We start from the raw sequence: 19,641 nt of genomic DNA on the forward strand, positions 1-19,641 counted from the left end.
ATGGATTTGAATGCTGAAATGGATCACTTGATCAAGACCTCGCAGTCCTGGATCCCGATGATCATGGAATACGGCAGCCGAGTGTTGCTGGCCGTGATTACGCTGGCCATCGGCTGGTGGCTGATCAATGTCTTTACCAATCGCGTCGGGCGTTTGCTGGCCCTGCGTAAAGCGGACCTGGCGCTGCAGCACTTCATCACCAGCCTTGCGAACATTGCATTGAAAGTGATGCTGGTGGTTAGCGTGGCTTCGATGATCGGCGTCGCGACCACCTCGTTCGTCGCTGCGATCGGTGCCGCAACTCTGGCCATTGGCCTGGCCTTGCAGGGCAGCCTGGCCAACTTTGCCGGTGGTGTGCTGATTCTCCTGTTCCGTCCGTTTCGCATCGGCGACTGGATCGAAGCTCAGGGCACCTCCGGCACGGTCGACAGCATCCAGATCTTCCACACCGTGCTGCGCACCGGCGACAACAAGACCGTGATCGTGCCCAATGGCATTCTGTCCAACGGCATCATTACCAACACCAACCGCCAGCCGACCCGCAAGGTGGTGTTTGACGTGGGTGTGGACTACGAGGCCGACCTGCAGAAAGCCCGTGAAGTGCTGTTGGAGCTGGCAAAGGATCCGCGTGTCTTAGCTGACCCTGCACCGGCGGCGGTGGTTTCGACGCTGGGTGACAGTTCCATCACGGTTTCACTGCGCTGCTGGACCAATACGCCGGATTATTGGGACGTGGTGTTCATGTTCAATGAACTGGCGCGCGACCGGTTGAAAGCGGCGGGGATTGATATTCCGTTTCCACAGCGGGTTATTCGTGTCATGCAGGAAGCACCGACGAAGTAACAGAGAAGTGTCGCGTTTAACTTGGCCGATAGGTCAGGTTAAATGTGAAGAATGAATATAGCCCGTGAACATAGTTACTTAGCTTGCTAGTTAGTTTTGCTGAAATAGTATTGCAATAAAAAAGCCGCTCTCCTGAAACAGGGGAGCGGCTTTTTGTTTAAGGCCCAAGCCTTAAACCATCGCTGTAATTAAGCGGCTAATTACAGAATGTTCAACGGGTATTGCGCGATCAGACGCAGTTCGTCGAGCGATGGCGAACCATAAACGTTATCAGAGGAGCGATAGGTCGCTTGACGTAGACGCAGGCTCAGGTTTTTGGCTGGACCGTTCTGAACTACGTATTTGGCTTCGATATCGCGTTCCCACTCCTTACCGTTGTTGGTGAGGTTGGTGTTGGCACCACTACCTGTTACGTAGCGTGTCATGAAGCTCAGGCCTGGGATGCCAAAGGTCGCCATGTTGAGGTCGTAGCGGGCCTGGAAGGAACGTTCGTCTTCAGCGTTGAAGTCGGAACGGGCAATGGAGTTGGCCAGGAAAATTGTGCCGCCGCCGTCTACGCCGTAGCCATATTGGCCGTCGCCGCTGACTTTCTGCGCTGCCAGGGTGAAGGTGTGAGCGCCAATGGTGTACGCGCCTTGCAAGCTGAACGCGCGGTTGTCGAGCTTGGTGGTGCCGTCTTTGTCAGCACGTACCAGGCCTGCGCCTTCGCTCTTGGTGTCGTAGATGTTGAAGTCAACGGCCACGGACTGGTCATCGCTGAGTGCATGGGTCCAGTTAACGTTGGCGTAGAGCTTGCGCCAGTAGTCTTCCACTTTAGAGTAGTAGAGGCTGGTGGTGACTTCAGGCGTCCAGGAGTACACGCCGCCGACGAAGTTGGCGTCGCGCAGGCCGCGGCTCGAGCCAGGCTCGGCGCTGGAGATACTGTCCTTGTAGGTCTGGTCCTGGGCAACGATCGAGGTGAAGTGACCGGCTTCCAGCTTCAGGTCCTTGATTTCGTTGCTGGTGATGGAGATGCCTTGCGGCAGTTCCGGCAGCAGACGACTATCATCGGAGGCGAATACAGGCGCGGTGGTGTATTGATCGCCCACTTTGAGCACGGTGTTGGAAATGCGGAATTTAACCGCAGCGCCGGCTTTGGAGAACTCATCCTGCGCACGGCCATCGGAGCCGTTAGGGAACATGCCGGTGTTGGCGCGGCCCTTGCCGCTATCGAGCTTCAGACCCATCAAGCCAATCACGTCTACACCAACACCGACGGTGCCTTGGGTGTAACCCGAGCTGAACAGGCCGTGGAAGCCCAGGCCGGTTTCTTCACGACGGCTTTGGCCGGTATCGTTGTTACGGAAATCACGGCTGAAGTACAGCGTACGAGTCAGGATGCTGGCTGTACTGTCTTCAATAAAGCCCTTGGAATCGTCCTGGGCGGACGCCATTGCGAACTGCGAGGTGCCTGCTGAAACAGCGAGGGCGATCATGCTCCACTTCATCACGCGCATCGTGATTTGCTCCTTTGGTTTTAGGAAGAGTACTGCCGTCCCACCTGTATTTTTATCTGGGCGGCTCTTTCTTTTTTGTGTCGGCGCAAAGTTATATCACGCAGACCCTATTGACGATACTTACCCAACTTTCCTTTCAGCTTCTTTACGAGGCTGTCGTAAATCGCTAGCTCCCTGTCGCAAATTCACAGCCCAACTGTAACCGGGCTGACAACTCCAATACTGTCTTCCTTCAAACCGGTTTCAAAGTTTGAACGCTTCCCTGATGCGCATTGAATCGCTGCTGTTCTTATCGCGAAACACCTGCATCCACGGGTGCCGTTGCCGACGATAGGAGGAAGCTTGCAACAAGCGTGCACAAACCGGTAATCGAATGTCATTTTTTCGTGAAAAACGTGAAAAGCCTGTAAATGCTGCATAAAGGCGGGCTTTCTGGGCGGTTTGGCCTGTGCTGAATGCACACCGCTTGCCCGTGCCTTGCGTTACACGAAACCCGCGCCGTGGCAAAACGTTACCGGTTCACCCCAACGAGTGGGTACTCGGCGAATCGCTTTGAAGCACGGGCGGATCATTTTGGTGCGTCCTGTCCAGGCCCGTTCCTGCGTAGCCCCCACACGTGCTTGCCTCGAAAGGGTGCAGGTTTTTATCGTCCTGCGCCGCCGCCTTCCTGCATTCGCCGTGAAGCCTTGCGCAATCGAAGGTATGCTGGGGCGCAAAACCTGACCTGTTCAATGGAGTGCCCGCGGTGTTCGCACTGGATCAACGCCTGCAACAAGACACGCTGACCCTCGGGGATTTCCCGCTGTGCCGGCTGCTGCTGTCCAATGACTCGAATTATCCCTGGTTCATCCTGGTACCGCGTATCGACGGTATCAGTGAAGTGTTTCAGCTGAATGTCGCGGACCAGCAGGTGCTGTGGCAGGAAACCACAACCCTGGCGCACTTGCTGAACGAGGGCCTTGGCGCCGACAAGATGAACATTGGCGCATTGGGTAATGTCGTCAGCCAGTTGCATGTGCACGTCATCGTGCGCAAGCGTGATGACGCCGCCTGGCCCGCGCCGGTTTGGGGCAAACATCCGGCCCGTCCCTACACGCCTGAGCAAGTGACGGCCATTCGTGCGCAATTGCGTGGCCTGCTGCCTGCCGACTTCATCTTCACCCAGGACTGAATCATGGACCTGCAAGACCGCGTCACCGACCTGGAAAGCCGCCTGGCCTTCCAGGACGACACCATCGAAACCCTCAACGATATCCTGGTCACCCAGCAGCGCGCCGTCGATCGCTTGCAACTGCAGATCGCTGCCCTGCTCAAGCGCCAGGAAGAAATGGGGGGCCAGTTCGAGTCATCCGAAGAAGAAGCGCCGCCGCCTCACTATTAATGGGCGTGCAATAAAAAACCGCGACCCGGCCAATGCCGGATCGCGGTTTTTTTTGCTGCGAAGGTGTGTGAATCAGCGACGCGGCAGCGCGGCGATCACATCTTCGGCTTGCAGGCCTTTGTCGCGGTTCATTACCGAGAACTCCACACGCTGGCCTTCGACCAGAACGCGATGGCCTTCGCCGCGGATGGCCCGGAAGTGGACGAAGATATCATCGCCCGAATCGCGGGAAATAAAGCCGAAGCCCTTGGAGGTATTGAACCACTTGACGGTCCCGGTATCCCGGTTGGTCATGTCGTAATTTTGCGACGCGGCCGCTGGGGACGAACGGTAGAAGCTGATGGCCAGGTGAAGAACGATGGCGACCACAGCAATAACCAGGCTGAGCAGAATGGCCGGGTGACCGCCGACTTCAGGCATGGGTGCCAGGAGGGTGAGAGTTTGCACGACAACGGCCAGTACCAGCAGCGCGCTGACCAGGTTTTGCAGTTGATGACGCGTGCCTTTGTTCCAGTAAGGGATTACCGGTGCGAGCGTCAGGTTCAGCAGGCCGAACAAGGCCAGGTACAGAGCATCATGTTGTTGCAGGTAGGGCAGGCTTTCAGGCTGCAGGCTCGGGATAAAGGACAGCAGCAAAGCCGCAACGCCCGTTAGCAGGTGGACGATTTTCAACATTTTGATTAACTCACTTTAAGACGGATCACGAGGAAGAGCTGACTGGCACGGTTCGCTTCTGAACAATGGGAGGCGTTGGGCACGTGCGCGGGGATCAGCCTATGTGACGTGCCGCACAGATAAACGGCAGCCACACGGCACCTATTTAACAGCAAAGGCTGTGCCTACTCAAATCAAGCATGGTGGGGACTTGTGCGGAGCGCGGCATTTCTGCTTCAAACGCTTGTCCTAGACGGATGCAGGCTTTTCGAGCGGCGTTCAGGCATTTCTTGCTAGAGTGGCCGTTCATTTGATCAATGAATACTCATCAATTGAAGGGGAAACACATGGCAATCGATATTGGTATCAGTGAAGAAGATCGTAAATCCATCGTCGACGGACTTTCACGGTTGCTGTCCGATACCTACGTACTGTATCTGAAGACCCACAATTTCCATTGGAACGTCACCGGCCCCATGTTTCGCACGCTGCACTTGATGTTTGAGGAGCAGTACAACGAGCTGGCGCTGGCGGTGGACTCCATTGCCGAGCGTATCCGTGCCTTGGGGTTCCCTGCACCGGGTGCCTACTCGATTTATGCCCGCCTGTCCTCGATCAAGGAAGAAGAGGGTGTGCCCAGCGCCGAAGAGATGATCAAACAGCTGGTGGCCGGCCAGGAAGCCGTCACGCGTACCGCTCGTGGCATCTTCCCGTTGCTCGACAAAGTCAGCGATGAGCCGACGGCAGACCTGTTGACCCAGCGCATGCAGGTGCACGAGAAAACGGCGTGGATGCTGCGCTCCCTGCTCGAAAATCAGTAAACGTCGTACACCGGTGGCGCCGTGCTGGCGCCGCCTGCGTGTTTCCGCGCACTTCCTGGCGTTGTCCTACGTCCATCTACTCCCCGTCTTCTGGCTGCCTGCCGCGCCCTGCTGTTTTATAGAGCCATTGCCCAATGGGAAGTCCCATGGGCTGCTGTTTGGCAATGGAGTGTCAGGTGTATGTCACGTGGAGTCGGTAATGGAGTAATGGAAACCGCTGGTTTTCATAAGATAAAGGTCGACCCGTTTGCAAAAGGGTTCGATATGGGGCTGGCCAAGCCACTGTCCCGGTCAGTCAGGCTCAATGGGTTTTCCACCTGCCTGCGGCTCGAACAGATCTATTGGAATATCCTCACGGAAATTGCCAGGATCAATACCTGCTCGGTCAGTGCGCTGTTGTCCTATGTCGATCGGGAAGTGCATTTGCGCTACGGCGGCGTGAAGAACTTCAGCGGGCTGGTGAGGGTGGTGTGCGTAGTGCATGTATTGAACGGCTGCGTCACCCCCTCCTGCCCAGGTTAGTTCGTTGGTGCTTCGGGCCGGCCTGCCACCCAGGCTGGTCGGCCCTGGGCAGAAAGCCGGCTGCGCTGCCTCGATTTACCAGATATAATCCCGCGCTTTGCTGCGCATGCCGGGGCTTTATGCACAACGGCAGGGCGTGGCGCAGCAGGTTTTGATCGCCGAGACATCTCAATGCCCATGTACGACTATCAATGCGCTTCCTGTGGTCATCAATTGGAAGCCATTCAAAAGATCCGCGCCGCGCCGTTGGTCGATTGCCCAGCCTGTCAGGCGCCTGAATTGAAAAAAATGATGTCCATGCCAGGCTTCCGCCTCAGCGGCAATGGTTGGTACGAGACCGATTTCAAGACCGGCGCCAAGAAGAACCTGGCGGGCGGCGACAAGGCAGACTGAGTTGAACTCTACGCGCAGGCTCCTGCATTATCCGTCCCCTGCATAACTGTACGGTGACGAGGCGGGCCTCCACCGAATTTCGAATTACGAGAAGTGAAACCACGACCATGATGCGCAGCCACTATTGCGGCCAACTGAACGAGACCCTGGAAGGTCAGGAAATCACCCTTTGCGGATGGGTTCACCGTCGCCGCGACCACGGCGGGGTGATCTTCCTCGATATCCGTGATCGTGATGGTCTGGCCCAGGTGGTATTCGACCCGGACCGCGCCGAGAGCTTCGCTGCCGCCGACCGCGTGCGCAGCGAATACGTGGTCAAGATCACCGGCAAGGTGCGCCTGCGTCCGGCCGGTGCCGTGAACAAGAACATGGCGTCCGGCGGTATCGAAGTGCTGGGCTATGAACTCGAAGTGCTGAACGAGTCGGAAACCCCGCCGTTCCCGCTGAACGAATACTCCGACGTGGGCGAAGAAACCCGCCTGCGCTATCGCTTCCTCGACCTGCGTCGTCCGGAGATGGCCGAGAAGCTGCGTCTGCGTTCGCGCATGACCACCAGCATCCGCCGCTTCCTCGACGAAAACGGCTTCCTCGACGTTGAAACGCCGATCCTCACCCGGGCCACCCCGGAAGGCGCGCGTGACTACCTGGTGCCAAGCCGTACCCACGCCGGTTCGTTCTTCGCCTTGCCGCAGTCGCCGCAGCTGTTCAAGCAATTGCTGATGGTGGCCGGCTTCGACCGTTACTACCAGATCGCCAAGTGCTTCCGTGACGAAGACCTGCGCGCCGACCGCCAGCCGGAATTCACCCAGATCGACATTGAGACCAGTTTCCTCAATGAAGAAGAGATCATGGGTCTCACCGAGCAGATGATCCGCAACCTGTTCAAGGAAGTGCTGGACCTGGAGTTCGGCGACTTCCCGCACATGACCTTCGAAGAAGCCATGCGCCGCTACGGTTCCGACAAACCGGACCTGCGCAACCCGCTGGAACTGGTGGACGTGGCCGACCAGCTCAAAGAGGTCGACTTCAAGGTGTTCAGCGGCCCGGCCAACGACCCTAAATGCCGCATCGCCGCACTGCGTGTGCCTGGCGGCGCGAGCATGCCGCGCAAGCAGATCGACGACTACACCAAGTTCGTTGGCATCTACGGTGCCAAGGGCCTGGCGTACATCAAGGTCAACGAGCGCGCCAACGGCGTTGACGGCCTGCAATCGCCGATCGTCAAGAACATTCCGCTGGACAACCTGAACGCGATCCTCGATCGCGTCGGTGCAGTTGACGGCGATATCGTGTTCTTCGGCGCCGACAAGGCCAAGATCGTCAGCGAAGCCTTGGGCGCACTGCGTATCAAGCTCGGTCACGACCTCAACCTGCTGACCTGCGAATGGGCCCCGATGTGGGTCGTTGACTTCCCGATGTTCGAAGAGAACGACGACGGCAGCTTCAGCGCCTTGCACCACCCGTTCACCGCGCCCAAGTGCTCCCCGGCCGAGCTGGAAGCCAACCCGGCAGGCGCCTTGTCCCGCGCCTACGACATGGTATTGAACGGCACCGAGTTGGGTGGCGGTTCGATCCGTATCCACCGCAAGGAGATGCAGCAAGCGGTGTTCCGCCTGCTGGGCATCAACGAAGCGGAACAGGAAGAGAAGTTCGGCTTCCTGCTCGACGCCCTCAAGTACGGCGCGCCGCCCCACGGTGGCCTGGCCTTCGGTCTGGACCGTCTGGTCATGCTGATGACCGGTGCTCAGTCGATTCGTGAAGTGATCGCCTTCCCGAAAACCCAGAGCGCTGCAGACGTCATGACCCAGGCGCCAGGTGTGGTGGATGCCAAGGCACTGCGCGAACTGCACATTCGCCTGCGCGAGACGCCAAAGGCTGAGTAAGGCTGCTGCGTGCTGGCGCACTGAGGTTTACGCAGTTAAAAAAGGCGCATCTTCGGATGCGCCTTTGCGTTACAAGGGTTGTATTGCGCCGCAAGCGTGATTGATAAGGTTTCTAGAGAATTTTTGGAGTTGTGTTATGGCTGGCCATTCCAAGTGGGCGAACATCAAGCACCGCAAAGAGCGTCAGGATGCCAAGAAAGGCAAGATTTTCACCAAGTGGATCCGTGAACTGACCGTCGCCGCCCGTCAGGGTGGCGGCGACCCGGGCTCCAACCCGCGCCTGCGCCTGGCGCTGGACAAGGCGCTGGGCGCCAACATGAGCCGCGACATCATCGACCGCGCCGTGGCCCGTGGTGCCGGCGCCGCCGACACCGACGACATGGTCGAACTGACCTACGAAGGCTACGGCCCGGGCGGCGTGGCGGTGATGGTCGAGTGCATGACCGACAACCGCAACCGCACCGCCGCTGCCGTGCGCCATGCGTTCAGCAAGTGCGGGGGCAACCTCGGTACCGACGGTTCGGTGGCCTACCTGTTCGAGCGCAAGGGCCAGATATCCTTCGCGCCGGGTGTGGATGAAGATGCGCTGATCGAAGCGGCGATGGAGGCCGATGCCGACGACGTGGTGACCAACGAAGACGGTTCCATCGACGTGTTCACCTCGTTCGCCAGCTTCTATGCCGTGCGCACTGCACTGGAAGCTGCCGGCTTCAAAGGCACCGACGCGGAAATCGTGATGCTGCCGACCACCAGCGCCGAGCTGGACCTGGACGGTGCACAAAAAGTGCTGAAGATGCTGGATATGCTCGAAGACCTGGATGATGTGCAGAACGTGTATTCCAACGCTGACATCCCTGAATCCGTCGCCGAACAACTAGGCTGAAGGACGACGCAGGTTCAAATGTGGGGGGGGCTTGCTCCCGATAGCGGTGGTTCAGTCGCGTAATAGATAACTGACTCACCGCCATCGGGAGCAAGCCCCCTCCCACAGTTGAACCTGGTGTATCAAAAAATGTGTTTATCCAACCCGCAGGCGCTATGACTTTAATCCTTGGTATCGACCCCGGTTCGCGCATCACCGGTTTTGGCGTGGTGCAACACACCCCGCGTGGCTGCGTCTATGTGGCCTCGGGCTGCATCCGCACCGGGGCGGGCGAGCTGGCTGAGCGTCTGCACATTGTCTATCGCGGCGTGCGTGAAGTGATCCAGACCTATGGCCCGGTTACCATGGGCATCGAAAAAGTATTCATGGCCAAGAACGCCGACTCCGCGCTCAAGCTCGGCCAGGCCCGGGGGGCTGCCATTGTGGCGGGTGCCGAGGAGGGCATGGAGATCGCCGAATACACCGCGACCCAGGTCAAACAGGCCGTGGTTGGCACGGGTGGGGCGAATAAAGAGCAGGTGCAGATGATGGTCATGCATATGCTCAAACTCACCGCCAAACCGCAGATCGACGCCTCCGACGCGCTGGCCATTGCCATTTGCCATGCGCACACCCGATCCAGTCTGCTGCCCCACGGGCTTGGCACGGCACGTAGTCGTGGCGGGCGCCTGCGTCTCTGATAGCATCAGCGTTATTTCCGGTCAGGCGTCGATCTGGCCCTATGCTTTTTAAGGATCCGAACCGTGATTGGACGCCTGCGCGGCACCCTGGCTGAGAAACAGCCGCCGCACCTGATTCTGGATGTAAACGGGCTTGGGTATGAGCTTGAAGTGCCCATGACCACCTTGTACCGCCTACCGTCGGTCGGTGAGCCGATTACGCTGCACACTCATCTGGTGGTGCGCGAAGACGCGCAATTGCTCTATGGTTTCATCGGCAAGCGCGACCGCGATTTTTTCCGCGAACTGATTCGCTTGAATGGCGTAGGGCCGAAACTGGCGCTGGCGTTGATGTCGAGCCTGGAAGTGGATGAGCTGGTGCGGGCGGTGTCGGCCCAGGACACCTCGGCGCTGACCAAGGTGCCGGGGGTGGGCAAGAAGACCGCCGAGCGCCTGCTGGTGGAACTCAAGGACCGCTTCAAGGCCTGGGAAGTCGTACCGAACATGTTCGCGCTGGTGCCGAACCAGCCGGACATGCCGGCGGGGCAGGTCGCCAGCGCCGAAAGTGATGCGGTCAGTGCGCTGATTTCCCTGGGCTACAAGCCGCAGGAGGCCAGCAAGGCGGTATCGGCCATCAAGGACAAGAACCTGAGCAGCGAAGACATGATCCGCCGAGCCCTGAAGGGAATGATTTAAGTGATTGAAGCTGATCGTCTGATTGCGGCCACCGGCCCGCGCGACCGTGAAGAAGTCCAGGACCGCGCCATCCGCCCGCTGAGTCTGGCCGACTACATCGGCCAGCCTACCGTGCGCGAGCAGATGGAGCTGTTCATCCAGGCCGCGCGCGGGCGCAGCGAGTCCCTGGACCACACCCTGATCTTCGGTCCGCCGGGGCTGGGTAAAACCACCCTGGCCATGATCATCGCCAATGAAATGGGCGTGTCGATCAAGTCCACCTCGGGCCCGGTGCTTGAGCGTCCCGGCGACCTCGCGGCGCTGCTGACCAACCTTGAACCGCATGACGTGCTGTTTATCGACGAGATTCATCGGTTGTCGCCGATTGTCGAGGAAGTGCTGTACCCGGCCATGGAAGACTTCCAGCTCGACATCATGATCGGCGAGGGGCCGGCTGCCCGTTCGATCAAGCTCGACCTGCCGCCCTTTACCCTGGTGGGTGCGACCACCCGTGCAGGCATGCTGACCAACCCGCTGCGCGACCGTTTCGGTATCGTTCAGCGTCTGGAGTTCTACAGCACGGCGGACCTGGCGACCATTGTCATACGGTCGGCAGGTATTCTCGGCCTGCCGCTGGACCCTGAAGGTGCCTTTGAAATCGCCCGTCGGGCTCGCGGCACGCCACGTATCGCCAACCGTCTGCTGCGCCGCGTACGCGACTTTGCCGAGGTGCGCGCCAAGGGGCATATCACCAAAGCCGTGGCGGACCTGGCGCTGAACCTGCTGGATGTGGACGAGCATGGCTTCGATCACCAGGATCGACGCCTGCTCCTGACCATGATCGAGAAGTTCGACGGTGGCCCGGTAGGGGTCGACAGCCTTGCCGCCGCCATCAGCGAAGAGCGCCATACCATCGAGGATGTGCTGGAGCCGTACCTGATCCAGCAGGGCTACATCATGCGCACGCCGAGGGGGCGAGTGGTGACGCGTCATGCTTATTTGCACTTCGGGTTAAATATTCCGTCACGATTGGGAGAGATGCCCGTGGTAGACGAATTCCTCGATGCAGTGGACGATTAAAAGCTTGCGCCGCGCGATTTATCTGAGGTTTGTGCTGTCCCAGTGTCTGGCGTCGTCATTCAGTCGTTGTAAATATTCTTCAGGATGAAGAACGGGAATGAAAAAACAGTGGCGGGCCGGATTGGCAACCTGAGGAGTAAGCACTAGAGTATGCGCGCGCAAAACGTGGATCAGTCGTTCGTACATCGCTGTCGCGTTTATTACGAGGACACCGATGCCGGCGGCATCGTGTATTACGTCAATTACCTCAAGTTCATGGAACGGGCTCGAACCGAGCGGCTAAGGGAGCTGGGCTTTGCCCAATCCACGCTGGCAGGGGAGGACCTGTTATTCGTCGTGCATTCCAGTGAGGCGCGCTACCACTCACCTGCGCGCCTGGACGACGAGTTGCTGGTCAGCGCTGAAGTAATCGAATTGAACCGTGTCAGCCTGCGTTTCAAACAGCAGGTCAGGCGGGCAACGGATGCAACGCTGCTCTGTGAGGGGCAGTTTCTGGTGGCGTGTGTGCGCACCAATAGTTTGAAACCTCGGGCCATTCCCGAAACTCTACGTGCGGCCTTTGCCGCCGTGAGCGGCGCGGGTAAACAATCAGAGCAGGAGATTTAGCGTGGAACCTACCGTCGTCGACCATTCCTCCATGTGGAGCCTGGTCAGCAATGCCAGTGTTGTGGTTCAACTGGTCATGCTGACCCTGGTAGCCGCATCGGTTACCTCTTGGGTCATGATTTTCCAGCGCAGCAACATGCTGCGTGCCGGTCGACGTGCCCTGGAGAGCTTCGAGGAGCGCTTCTGGTCGGGTATCGACCTGTCCAAGCTGTACCGTCAGGCTGGCAGCAACCCGGACCCGGATTCGGGTGTGGAGCAGATCTTCCGTGCCGGTTTCAAGGAGTTTTCCCGTCTGCGTCAGCAGCCCGGCGTCGATCCGGAAGCCGTCATGGAAGGCGTGGCCCGTGCCATGCGCGTCGCCATTTCCCGTGAAGAAGAGAAGCTTGAGCAAAGCTTGCCGTTCCTGGCCACTGTGGGTTCCGTCAGCCCGTACATCGGCCTGTTCGGCACCGTGTGGGGCATCATGAACTCGTTCCGCGGCCTGGCCCAGGCCCAGCAGGCGACCCTGGCCACCGTGGCCCCGGGTATCGCCGAAGCGCTGATCGCCACCGCAATCGGCCTGTTTGCGGCGATCCCGGCAGTCATCGCCTACAACCGTTTTGCTGCCACCAGCGAAACGCTGATCGGCCGTTACTACACCTTCGCCGATGAATTCCAGGCGATCCTGCACCGTAAAGTGCACACCAGCGAAGAATAAGCAGGTAATTCCCAATGGCTTTAATCGCTCGAGCGCGCAAAAAGCGCAAGCCGGTCGCCGAGATGAACGTAGTGCCCTACATCGACGTGATGCTGGTGCTGCTGGTGATTTTCATGGTGACCGCGCCGATGCTCAACCAGGGCGTGAAGGTTGATCTGCCCAAGGTTTCCAGTGAAGCCTTGCCGCAGGACAACAACACGCAGGTGCTGACCATTTCGATCAAGTCCGACAAGACCTATTACTGGAACCTTGGCAGCGAAGTCGACACCCAGAAACAGCAGGACAAGGCCCTGACCCTGCCGGCGATGACCGATGCGGTGACCAAGATCATTCGCTCCGGCAACGAAGGCGGCAAGCGCACCCAGGTCTTCATCCGCGGCGACAAATCGGTTGACTACGGCTCCGTCATGGGCGCCATGGGCGGGCTGCAGAAGGCCGGCGTCGGTAACGTTGGCCTGATCACCGAGGCGCCCTGATGCAGCAACAGCGAGAGCCGTCCGCCTCGGAAAGCTTCTTCTGGCCTGGCGTGTGGGCGATAGCCCTGCACGTGCTGGTGTTCGGCATGCTGTTCGTCAGCTTTGCCATGACCCCGGACCTGCCGCCGGCCAAGCCGATCGTGCAGGCGACCCTGTATCAACTGAAATCGAAAAGTCAGGCTACCACCCAGACCAATCAGAAGATTGCGGGTGAGGCCCAGAAGTCGGCCGCGCGCCAGACCGAAGTCGAGCAGATGGAACAGAAGAAGGTCGAGCAGGAAGCGGTGAAGGCGGCTGCGGAACAAAAGAAAGAAGAGGCGGCTCAAAAGGCCGAGGAATCGAAAAAGGCTGACGAAGCGAAGAAAGCCGACGAGGCCAAAAAGGCTGATGAAGCCAAGAAAGCCGACAAAGCTGCCGAAGCTAAAAAAGCTGAAGAGAAACAATTGGCTGATATAGCCAAGAAGAAATCTGAAGAAGAAGCGAAAAAAGCTGCTGAAGAAGAGGCCAAGAAAAAGGCCGCTGAAGAAGCCAAGAAAAAGATTGTCGAAGACGCGAAGAAGAAAGCCGCCGAAGACGCCAAGAAAAAAGCTGAAGCAGACGAGGCGAAGAAGAAAGTCGCCGACGACGCGAAGAAGAAAGCTGCCGCCGACGCCACCAAGAAGAAGGCCCAGGAAGCAGCGCGTAAATCCGCCGAAGAGAAAAAGGCTCAGGCCCTGGCAGATTTGCTCTCCGACACGCCGCAGCGTCAGCAAGCCTTGGCCGATGAGCGTGGCGATGAAGTAGCGGGCAGTTTCGACGACCTGATTCGGGCACGGGCAGCAGAAGGCTGGACACGTCCACCTTCGGCACGTAAAGGCATGACAGTAGTGCTGCAGATCGGCATGTTGCCGGACGGTACGGTGACTTCGGTCAGCGTGGCCAAGTCCAGTGGTGACGGTTCGTTCGACAGTTCGGCGGTTGCCGCGGTCAAGAACATTGGCCGGTTGACCGAGATGCAGGGAATGAAACCAAGCGACTTCGCTCCCTATCGTTCATTCAAGATGACATTCACACCTGAGGATCTAGCCTTGTGAGAAACCTTCTTCGAGGAATGCTTGTCGTTATTTGCTGTATGGCAGGGATAGCGGCGGCGGATGAAAAGAACATCCTGGTAACCAGCGGCAGTGATCGGGCCACCCCGATCGCGGTGGTGCCGTTCGGCTGGCAGGGCGGCAGCGTGCTGCCGGATGACATGGCCCAGATCGTCAGCGACGACCTGCGCAACTCCGGCTACTACGCACCGATTCCAAAAGGCAACATGATCAGCCAGCCAACCCAGGCCAGCGAAGTCAGCTTCCGTGACTGGAAAGCAGTGGGCGCGCAGTACCTGATGGTCGGCAGCATCACGCCGGCCGGCGGTCGTCTGCAGATCCAGTACACCTTGTTCAACGTGGCCACCGAGCAGCAGGTTTTGACCGGCAGCGTGTCGGGCACTGCCGAGCAACTGCGCGACATGGCCCACTACATTTCGGACCAGTCGTTTGAAAAGCTCACCGGCATCAAAGGGGCGTTCTCCACGCGCCTGCTGTATGTCACGGCTGAGCGTTTCTCGGTGGACAACACCCGTTACACGCTGCAGCGCTCGGATTACGACGGTGCACGCGCCGTAACCCTGCTGCAATCGCGTGAGCCGATCCTGTCGCCGCGTTTTGCACCGGATGGCAAGCGTATTGCCTATGTCTCGTTCGAGCAGAAGCGCCCGCGCATCTTCGTCCAGCACATCGACACAGGGCGTCGTGAGCAGATCACCAACTTCGAAGGCCTCAACGGTGCGCCGGCCTGGTCGCCGGATGGTTCGCGCCTGGCGTTCGTGCTGTCCAAGGACGGCAACCCGGATATCTACGTGATGAACATGGCTTCGCGCCAGATCAGCCGCGTGACCAGCGGTCCTGGCATCAACACTGAACCGTTCTGGGGCAAGGATGGTTCGACCATCTACTTCACCTCGGACCGGGGCGGCAAGCCACAGATCTATAAAACGAGCGTGGGTGGTGGTGGCGCAGAACGCGTAACCTTCATTGGCAACTACAATGCTAATCCGAAGCTTTCGGCCGATGAAAAGACGTTGGTGATGATTCACCGTCAGGATGGTTTCACTAATTTCCGGGTTGCGGCCCAGGATTTGCAGCGTGGAACCGTAAAAATCCTTACAGATACCAACCTTGATGAGTCAGCCACTGTTGCGCCCAACGGCACCATGGTAATCTACGCCACCCGCCAGCAGGGCCGGGGAGTCTTGATGCTCGTGTCCATTAATGGACGCGTAAGGCTCCCGCTTCCTACCGCACAAGGCGAAGTCAGAGAACCATCCTGGTCCCCTTACCTGAACTGACGCGGCGCTACAAAAAAAGAGATTTGCTTAACACACTGGGGTTCATTAGGAGTTTCACGATGGAAATGCTGAAGTTTGGTAAGTTTGCTGCTCTGGCTCTGGCTCTGTCCGTAGCCGTTGGTTGCTCGTCCAAAGGCGGCGACAACGCCGGTGAAGGCGCAGCTGTTGATCCAAACGCTGGTTACGGCGCTAACACGGGTGCAGTTGACGGCTCCCTGAGCGAAGAAGCTGCTCTGCGCGCTATCACCACTTTCTACTTCGAATACGACAGTTCGGACCTGAAACCAGAAGCCATGCGCGCTCTGGACGTTCACGCCAAGGACCTGAAAGCTAACGGCGCTCGCGTTGTTCTGGAAGGTAACACCGACGAACGTGGTACTCGTGAGTACAACATGGCACTGGGCGAGCGTCGTGCGAAAGCCGTTCAGCGCTACCTGGTACTGCAAGGTGTTGCTCCAGGCCAACTGGAACTGGTTTCCTACGGTAAAGAGCGTCCAGTTGCTACTGGCCACGACGAGCAGTCCTGGGCTCAAAACCGTCGCGTCGAACTGCGTAAGTAATTCGTCATGCGAACGTGCCGTCGTGCTCTAACTGTATTGGCTCTCAGCCTCGCACCGCTTGCGGTGTGGGCTGCGGTTCCTGTAACGGACAGCAACTCAGGCTATAACAATAGCGGGAGCAGCTATCCGCCAGCGGGTTATGGCACGAACGGCGCCTATGCCGGGGGGGCGGCGACGTCCGCCCCTTCGGCACAGGGCGAACTGTTCAATCAGCTGCAACGCATGCAGGATCAACTGGCGCAGCAACAAGGCACCATTGAAGTTCTGCAGAATCAAGTGAATCAGCTCAAGCAAGAAGGCCTGGAGCGTTACCAGGATCTTGATCGACGTATTGGAGCCGGCGTAACACCTGCCGTTACTCCTGATAATTCTTCTGCCGGTGGCGCGCCAAGTGCCGCTGCCGGTGGTGCAGCAGCAGGGGCGGCTGCCAGCCAGGCCCCTGCCGCGAGCAGCGAACCGGGCGATCCGGCGAAGGAAAAACTGTATTACGATGCAGCCTTCGACCTGATCAAAGCCAAGGATTTCGACAAGGCGAGCCAGGCATTTGCCGCTTTCCTGCGTAAATACCCAAACAGCCAGTATGCGGGCAATGCCCAATACTGGTTGGGCGAGGTCAACCTGGCCAAGGGTGACCTGCAAGGTGCCGGCCAGGCGTTTGCCAAGGTCAGCCAGCTGTACCCCAAGCACGCCAAGGTGCCGGATTCGCTGTACAAACTCGCTGACGTAGAACGCCGCCTGGGTCATACCGACAAGGTCAAAGGCATTCTGCAGCAGGTAGTGGCCCAATATCCGGGCACCTCAGCTGCGCAGTTGGCCCAGCGGGATCTGCAGCGCTTGTAAGCCATGCAGTCCGTTCAGAAGAAACCCGCGCCTGGCGCGGGTTTTTTCGTTAGAATCCACGCCCTTTTATGACACCCGCTTCCTGGGGTCGGCGCATTGGCGCAACCCCTTGAAGTGCCTGACGGAGGCGGACAGCCTGTTTAGCTGTTACGCCCGTGGCGACTATGCAAGACACATTACGTATTACCGAAGTTTTTTACTCGTTGCAGGGTGAAACGCGAACCGCCGGCCTGCCCACGGTTTTTGTGCGCCTCACCGGTTGCCCGTTGCGCTGCCAGTACTGCGACAGCGCTTACGCCTTCAGCGGCGGCACCGTGCGCACCCTCGACGACATCCTCGAGCAGGTTGCCGGCTACCGGCCGCGCTACGTCTGTGTAACGGGCGGTGAGCCTCTGGCCCAACCGAATGCCATCCCTTTGCTCAAGCAGTTGTGCGACGCCGGCTACGAGGTGTCTCTGGAAACCAGTGGTGCGCTGGATATCTCCGCTGTCGACCCGCGTGTAAGCCGCGTGGTCGACCTCAAAACACCGGGCTCCAGGGAAGCACACCGTAACCTCTACGAGAACCTGGATTTGCTGACGGCCAACGATCAGGTCAAGTTCGTCATCTGTTCCCGTGAAGACTACGACTGGGCCAACTCCAAACTGATCCAATATGGCCTGGACCGTCGCGCCGGTGAAGTGCTGTTCTCTCCCAGCCATCACGACCTGAACGCCCGCGACCTGGCAGACTGGGTAGTGGCGGACAACCTGCCGGTGCGTCTGCAATTGCAGTTGCACAAGTACCTGTGGAACGACGAGCCTGGCCGCTGAGAGGGCCTGAAAACGGCCACAATTGCAGATGCAACGCGGTATTTCTGATTTATTTCAAATAAGGTGTTGAATAATCCTTAGAAATCAGTATTATACGCGCCACCACACAGCGGGTCGTTAGCTCAGTTGGTAGAGCAGTTGGCTTTTAACCAATTGGTCGTAGGTTCGAATCCCACACGACCCACCATATTTGGCGGTTTAGAAAATCCGGAAGGCCCACGAAAGTGAGGATTTCCGGGTTTTTTTTTGCCTGGTTGAAAAGTCAAAATCAACCCGCTGTCAATTGCACCCCATCTTGGTTAAATTGGAGACTGCTCAACTCACGACAGGGATCGTCATGACTACGCTTTCACCCATCAGCTCCAGCCTCAGCCCGATTCTGCGTCTTGCGGGTCAACCACTTGCCGCCCAGCCACGCGATACCCCTGTTGCTGATCGACCTTCATCCGTCGTCAGTCTGGGCAACGTGGTATCCGACACGCTCTCCAGCACCTACTCTGTGCGTGGGCAACTGCCCGGCCAGGCCCCGGCGCTGGCTTGGGAGAGTGACAGTCATGACACCCTGAGCAAGGCGATCAATACCAACTTCAACGCATTATCCATTGCCAACCGCTTCAAAGGCCTGGGCGACAGTCTGGTGGCTCAGTTTGCCGTGGGCGGTACGGATATTTCCCAGTCGGTACGCTATGAAGGCGCAGAAAGTGCCGGCGAGCTCAAGCTCAGTCAGTCGCTGCTGCACAGTAAGGCCGACAATCTGGTCAGCCTTAACATCAAGACCGCCAGCGGCAAGACCATCACCTTCAGTTTATCCAGCCAGAGCGATGGCCTGGGCGTTCAGGCCACTGTGGACGGTGGCACCTTGAGCGACGATGAGCTCAAGGCCGTCGGTCAGTTGAGCAGCGCGTTCCAGGCAGCGGTCGACGGGCTGACCGCCGTGCCGCCGAAGCTCGATCTGGGCGGCCTGACCCGGTTCGATTCCGGAATATTGGCATCCGTCGACCTCAACGCCAGGTTGGAGATAGCGGACACGCAGCAGCAGACCCTTGCGTTTCACGCCGACAACCAGAGCCGTACCACCCGCATGAGCGGTGCGGATGGCGAATTGAGCCTCGCGGTGGACCTGAAAAACGCTGCGATCCTCGGCGAAGCTCAACAACAGGCCAAGGCGCTGAAAAGCTACCTGGCTCAGTTTGATCGAGTGCAGGAGCGGGGCAATGCCAAGGCGCCATTGATGAGCATGTTCAAGGACGCGTTCAGCGCCATGAACAGCAATTATCCTCAAGGTGCCGCTGCACCCGAGGCCCTGACCCGCAATCCGGCAGATCAGCGCTTGCTCAGTGGCTTGGCTGACTTCAAGGCATCGATCAAACAGGCCAGCGAGGCTTCCAACCCGATGCGTCCGTCCGAGGTCGATAGCTTTGCCTACGACGTGGCGCAGAACACCCGCGTGGGTGGCAGCAGCACGTTGGACCGCAGCGTGACCCAGGATCAGCAATCGAGCCTGTCCGCCAGTTTCCACAAGGATCTGAACGGCACCCTAAACCCCGCGCTCGACACCACGGCCGAATCGCAGAATTACCTTTATGTGCAGGTCGAGGACACGGCCAGCAGCTCGACCCATCTGGGGTATAAGGAAGGAATGCTTACCCGGGCCTCTGTCTCGCAGTCCGCAAGCCAGGATACGCGTACGCAAAAATACGTGATGGGCAAGCAGGTCGACGAGACGTTTGTGCCCCGGCACGCTTCGGCCAGGCGTGACTACGTGACATTGCTGGAACACGCGGCACGGGAAAGCAATAAGTCCAGGGAGGCGCTGGAAGAGCCCACGCTCAAGGAGGCATTGGCGCACATGCATGCCGCTGTGCTGCTGCAGGAAGATCCCTCCGCCCTGTCGCGCTGACAACGTCCATAAAACAGGAAACCCGGTTTCCTGTTTTTAGGCCTGACAGATGCGCACGTCAGCGCCAGATTAGGCTTTTGAATCGATTC

Annotated in this window: 22 protein-coding genes and 1 tRNA gene; 21 read left to right on the forward strand and 2 right to left on the reverse strand. The window is 58.6% G+C overall.

All coding sequences use genetic code 11. The annotated features are described in order from the left end of the window. Window positions 1-843, forward strand: coding sequence for a mechanosensitive ion channel family protein (locus ACXX81_RS03485; protein WP_209984257.1), 843 nt, complete (start codon window positions 1-3; stop codon window positions 841-843). 200 nt (window positions 844-1,043) lie between these two features. Here ACXX81_RS03485 and ACXX81_RS03490 read toward each other — a convergent pair whose 3' ends face one another. Then, window positions 1,044-2,339 carry an OprD family porin gene (locus ACXX81_RS03490; protein WP_209984255.1) on the reverse strand — a complete coding sequence of 432 codons (1,296 nt, stop codon included), beginning with the start codon at window positions 2,337-2,339 and terminating at the stop codon, window positions 1,044-1,046. Window positions 2,340-3,084: 745 nt separating this feature from the next. On the opposite strand from ACXX81_RS03490, the gene ACXX81_RS03495 reads away from it, so the two are divergent. Together ACXX81_RS03495 and ACXX81_RS03500 are read left to right on the forward strand one after the other, a co-directional pair. Further along, window positions 3,085-3,510 (forward strand): HIT domain-containing protein, encoded by a 426-nt coding sequence (locus ACXX81_RS03495; protein WP_209984253.1) that lies wholly within the window; start codon window positions 3,085-3,087, stop codon window positions 3,508-3,510. Window positions 3,511-3,513: 3 nt separating this feature from the next. Continuing rightward, on the forward strand, window positions 3,514-3,720 hold the full coding sequence (locus ACXX81_RS03500; RefSeq protein ID WP_458571215.1) for a SlyX family protein: 207 nt from the start codon (window positions 3,514-3,516) through the stop codon (window positions 3,718-3,720). A 72-nt stretch (window positions 3,721-3,792) separates the two neighbouring features. Here the strand turns inward: ACXX81_RS03500 and ACXX81_RS03505 are convergent, their stop codons facing one another. Beyond that, on the reverse strand, window positions 3,793-4,395 hold the full coding sequence (locus ACXX81_RS03505; protein ID WP_057007172.1) for a cold-shock protein: 603 nt from the start codon (window positions 4,393-4,395) through the stop codon (window positions 3,793-3,795). Between the two features lie 326 nt (window positions 4,396-4,721). Here ACXX81_RS03505 and ACXX81_RS03510 point away from each other — a divergent pair, with 326 nt between their 5' ends. The 18 genes from ACXX81_RS03510 to ACXX81_RS03595 all read left to right on the forward strand — a co-directional run bounded on the left by ACXX81_RS03510 (window position 4,722) and on the right by ACXX81_RS03595 (window position 19,552). Further along, entirely contained in the window at window positions 4,722-5,195 is a 474-nt protein-coding gene (locus tag ACXX81_RS03510; RefSeq protein ID WP_003193874.1) for a Dps family protein, read from the forward strand. Window positions 5,196-5,375: 180 nt separating this feature from the next. Next, complete coding sequence (locus ACXX81_RS03515) at window positions 5,376-5,717, forward strand: ribbon-helix-helix domain-containing protein (protein WP_209984248.1); 342 nt, start codon at window positions 5,376-5,378, stop codon at window positions 5,715-5,717. Window positions 5,718-5,888: 171 nt separating this feature from the next. Further along, window positions 5,889-6,110 (forward strand): FmdB family zinc ribbon protein, encoded by a 222-nt coding sequence (locus ACXX81_RS03520; protein WP_458571216.1) that lies wholly within the window; start codon window positions 5,889-5,891, stop codon window positions 6,108-6,110. Window positions 6,111-6,217: 107 nt separating this feature from the next. Next, window positions 6,218-7,993: an aspartate--tRNA ligase gene (aspS, locus tag ACXX81_RS03525; protein ID WP_209984245.1), complete on the forward strand. Its 1,776-nt coding sequence runs from the start codon at window positions 6,218-6,220 to the stop codon at window positions 7,991-7,993. A gap of 136 nt (window positions 7,994-8,129) precedes the next feature. Continuing rightward, window positions 8,130-8,876: a YebC/PmpR family DNA-binding transcriptional regulator gene (locus ACXX81_RS03530; RefSeq protein WP_231423798.1), complete on the forward strand. Its 747-nt coding sequence runs from the start codon at window positions 8,130-8,132 to the stop codon at window positions 8,874-8,876. 155 nt (window positions 8,877-9,031) lie between these two features. Beyond that, entirely contained in the window at window positions 9,032-9,556 is a 525-nt protein-coding gene (ruvC, locus tag ACXX81_RS03535) for a crossover junction endodeoxyribonuclease RuvC (RefSeq protein ID WP_322214385.1), read from the forward strand. Between the two features lie 63 nt (window positions 9,557-9,619). Continuing rightward, window positions 9,620-10,231, forward strand: a complete 612-nt coding sequence (gene ruvA, locus ACXX81_RS03540; RefSeq protein ID WP_046069316.1) for a Holliday junction branch migration protein RuvA — start codon at window positions 9,620-9,622, stop codon at window positions 10,229-10,231. Then, window positions 10,232-11,290: a Holliday junction branch migration DNA helicase RuvB gene (ruvB, locus tag ACXX81_RS03545; RefSeq protein WP_057007167.1), complete on the forward strand. Its 1,059-nt coding sequence runs from the start codon at window positions 10,232-10,234 to the stop codon at window positions 11,288-11,290. Window positions 11,291-11,440: 150 nt separating this feature from the next. Then, window positions 11,441-11,896, forward strand: coding sequence for a tol-pal system-associated acyl-CoA thioesterase (gene ybgC, locus ACXX81_RS03550; protein ID WP_209984239.1), 456 nt, complete (start codon window positions 11,441-11,443; stop codon window positions 11,894-11,896). Window position 11,897: 1 nt separating this feature from the next. Next, window positions 11,898-12,593, forward strand: a complete 696-nt coding sequence (gene tolQ / locus ACXX81_RS03555; RefSeq protein ID WP_003237690.1) for a protein TolQ — start codon at window positions 11,898-11,900, stop codon at window positions 12,591-12,593. Window positions 12,594-12,616: 23 nt separating this feature from the next. After that, window positions 12,617-13,069, forward strand: a complete 453-nt coding sequence (tolR, locus tag ACXX81_RS03560) for a protein TolR (protein WP_162276088.1) — start codon at window positions 12,617-12,619, stop codon at window positions 13,067-13,069. Then, window positions 13,069-14,142 (forward strand): cell envelope integrity protein TolA, encoded by a 1,074-nt coding sequence (tolA, locus tag ACXX81_RS03565; protein ID WP_003237694.1) that lies wholly within the window; start codon window positions 13,069-13,071, stop codon window positions 14,140-14,142. The genes tolR and tolA overlap by 1 nt, the downstream gene beginning before the upstream one ends. A 17-nt stretch (window positions 14,143-14,159) precedes the next feature. Further along, window positions 14,160-15,440 carry a Tol-Pal system beta propeller repeat protein TolB gene (gene tolB / locus ACXX81_RS03570; protein ID WP_032871425.1) on the forward strand — a complete coding sequence of 427 codons (1,281 nt, stop codon included), beginning with the start codon at window positions 14,160-14,162 and terminating at the stop codon, window positions 15,438-15,440. A 59-nt stretch (window positions 15,441-15,499) separates the two neighbouring features. Then, the gene (gene pal / locus ACXX81_RS03575; protein ID WP_003209827.1) at window positions 15,500-16,000 is read left to right on the forward strand and encodes a peptidoglycan-associated lipoprotein Pal; all 501 of its coding nucleotides are present in this window, start codon (window positions 15,500-15,502) and stop codon (window positions 15,998-16,000) included. Between the two features lie 6 nt (window positions 16,001-16,006). Continuing rightward, window positions 16,007-16,840, forward strand: coding sequence for a tol-pal system protein YbgF (gene ybgF / locus ACXX81_RS03580; RefSeq protein ID WP_458571217.1), 834 nt, complete (start codon window positions 16,007-16,009; stop codon window positions 16,838-16,840). 164 nt (window positions 16,841-17,004) lie between these two features. Continuing rightward, complete coding sequence (gene queE / locus ACXX81_RS03585; RefSeq protein ID WP_209984235.1) at window positions 17,005-17,652, forward strand: 7-carboxy-7-deazaguanine synthase QueE; 648 nt, start codon at window positions 17,005-17,007, stop codon at window positions 17,650-17,652. A gap of 111 nt (window positions 17,653-17,763) precedes the next feature. Continuing rightward, a tRNA-Lys gene (locus tag ACXX81_RS03590) sits at window positions 17,764-17,839 on the forward strand. A gap of 150 nt (window positions 17,840-17,989) precedes the next feature. Next, on the forward strand, window positions 17,990-19,552 hold the full coding sequence (locus ACXX81_RS03595) for a lactate dehydrogenase (RefSeq protein ID WP_458571218.1): 1,563 nt from the start codon (window positions 17,990-17,992) through the stop codon (window positions 19,550-19,552). Window positions 19,553-19,641: the final 89 nt, after the last annotated feature.

Source organism: Pseudomonas sp. GNP013 (genome assembly GCF_054343995.1).